Source organism: Streptococcus sp. SM3 (assembly GCF_027497875.1).
The window spans coordinates 1-2,557 of the sequence record NZ_JAJNSA010000182.1; the positions used below are offsets into that span (position 1 = coordinate 1).

The following is a 2,557-nucleotide window of genomic DNA, read 5'->3' on the forward strand; positions in this document are numbered from 1 at the left end:
CGATTTGGGTTTCGTCTATCATACTTGTCTTTGTAACTGAGTTATTAAATAAAACGGAAAGTTACTGGGGATATTCTAATACAGCATACTCTATTGGGATTATAATTAGTGGCTTAATTGCTTTTCGGCTATCTGAAAAGTTTCTTGCTCTTAAGTGGGAAAGTATTCTTTTTTCTCTTGTAGCCATGGCAATAGTGACATTGACTATTCTATTTTTTCCAAATGCACAGATGTTTTTAGTATTTTCAGCTTTAGTTGGTATGTTATCGCAGCTAAAAGAAGTTCCTGAAAGTGTATTTCTTCAGGAAACAGTAGAGGAAAATAACTTGGTTAATGTCTATTCCGTTCTGGAAGTGATTTCGACACTAGCATTTTCAGTATTTGTTTTGCTAATGAGCTATATTACTGAGAGTTTTGGTATTAGCATAAGTTTTTGGCTATCAGCCGTCTGTCTGATGATAGAAGCTATTTTAATTTATATCAGACGAGACTATTTTAAATGAGAGACGTGTTAAAAAGTCTTTAAAAATCAGAAAAGCGCATAGTATCGGGTGTTGAAAAAACTTGATATTGTGCGTTTTATTATGAAATTGAATTATGAAGAGAAAGTTCAAATCCATGAACTAAAAAACAAGGAATCAGCTTAAAGCAACTTTCAACTATATTTGGAGTAGGTATTTCTAAACTAACATACATTTTTAGTTTGTTTTGATCGTTATGGGATTGAAATTGTCAAGAAAGGGCAGAATCGCGATTATTCTCCAGAATTAAAACAAAAAATGATTGATAAAGTTCTTCTTGAAGGTCGTTCGCAAGGAAGTGCTAGTCTTGATTATGCCCTCCCAAACCAAGGAATGCTTCCAAATTGGCTGGCACAATACAGGAAAAACAGGTATACTATTGCTGAGAAAATAAGAGGAAGGTTAGCTAAAATGGGACGTAAACAGAAGAAAACTTGTGAAGAAATGATAGAATTAGAACGATTTAAGGAGGAGAATGAACGCTTACGTACTGAGGTAGCTTACCTAAAAGAGTTAGAGGAAAGAGTCGAAGCTTTACAGCTAAAAAGTCAGAATTCTTCACTGGTTCCTTCATCAATTTTTTGTTCTTGAATTTTATTTATTGTGTGAATAATTTTGTCTCATTATTGGGGTTCAGTACTAAGAGTCAGTTGAATTTTTTATTTTAAGAAATAAAATAACAGAAGTATTTATAGTTTTTAAATTATGGTATAATGAATAAAGTTAACTATCTTTGGTAATATGATAGGAACTAATCTTAAAAAGATAAATCATGAGATGAGAAAAAGAAAAAAGGAGTTTGGCTGGTATGAATTATTTCGAGGGGAATGAGTTTTTCCTTCTTTTGTTTGTAGTTTTACTAATTGGTTTTGTAGTAAACTTTTTTGAAAAACGTAAGGACTACTATATTTTGGTGCTCTCCCTCTTATTTGCAGGAGCTATTTATGGCAAGAGTAGAGCAATGATTATCTATTTACTTGCCTTTGTCATTTATCAATATTTTCTAGTTTTTCTAGCACAGAGTATAGAAGTAAAGCGGATGAAACCTCTGATTTTCCTTTCTATTTTTCCTTTGGTGATTAATAAAGTCTTTGCCCTGACTTCTCTGCATTTGTTGGCCTTTATTGGAATTTCTTACATGTCCTTTAAGACTATTCAGATCATGCTGGAGATATCGGATGGATTGATTAAAGAAAAGATTAGCATAAAAGACTACCTGCAATTTTTACTTTTTTTCCCTACAGTTAGTGCTGGTCCGATTGATCGGAGTAGGAGATTTTTAAAAGAGATAAACGAGGTCATGCCTCGAAAAGAGTATCTAGAGTTAGCAGGGGACGGTGTGTATCGTATCGTTCTAGGTCTACTTTACAAGGTTGTTTTGTCAACCTATGTGTACCAGATGATACTCGCTCTAAGCAATACTGGTACAGTCGTTTACTCAATCAAGTATATGTACCTCTATACCTTGTATCTGTTCTTCGACTTTGCAGGCTATAGTCTAATGGCTGTCGGAAGTAGTAACATTCTAGGTATTCAGACACCGATGAACTTTAACAAACCTTTCTTGAGTGTCGATATCAAGGATTTCTGGACCAGATGGCATATCACTTTGTCGACCTGGTTGAGAGATTTTGTATTTTCAAGAGTATTGATGCAGGTTATCAGGAAAAAATGGTTTAAAAATAGACTACACAATGCAACCTATGCCTATATGGTCAATATGTTGGTCATGGGTTTTTGGCATGGTCTTAGTGTTAGCTACATTGTTTATGGTTTTTATCACGGTGTCTTGATGGCTGGATTTGAAGTGTATCAAAAGAAAAGCACTTTTTATAAGAAAAATAAAAACAAAAATTGGTATAAACTACTAAGTTGGTTTGTGACCATGAATTTGGTTATGATTGGTTTCTTTATCTTTTCAGGTGAACCCTATAAAATCTTACTTACGATTTTAAAGAGATAAGAAATTGAAAAGAGATTGGACGGATCGAAGGGATAGGATAAAACGAGATGATTAAACTAAAAGCATTTTTGCT

At 33.5% G+C, this 2,557-nt stretch carries 2 protein-coding genes and 1 pseudogene; all 3 read left to right on the forward strand.

The features are described 5' to 3' along the window. A partial coding sequence (locus PAN06_RS13840) for an MFS transporter (protein WP_269796617.1) occupies positions 1 to 503 on the forward strand: 503 nt, incomplete at its 5' end. An 81-nt stretch (positions 504 to 584) separates the two neighbouring features. Continuing rightward, positions 585 to 1,040 (forward strand): annotated as a pseudogene (locus PAN06_RS13845) (transposase); the annotation flags it as partial. Between the two features lie 289 nt (positions 1,041 to 1,329). Beyond that, a complete protein-coding gene (gene dltB, locus PAN06_RS13850) occupies positions 1,330 to 2,484 on the forward strand; it encodes a D-alanyl-lipoteichoic acid biosynthesis protein DltB (protein ID WP_064276804.1) in 1,155 nt (384 codons plus the stop codon). Positions 2,485 to 2,557: the final 73 nt, after the last annotated feature.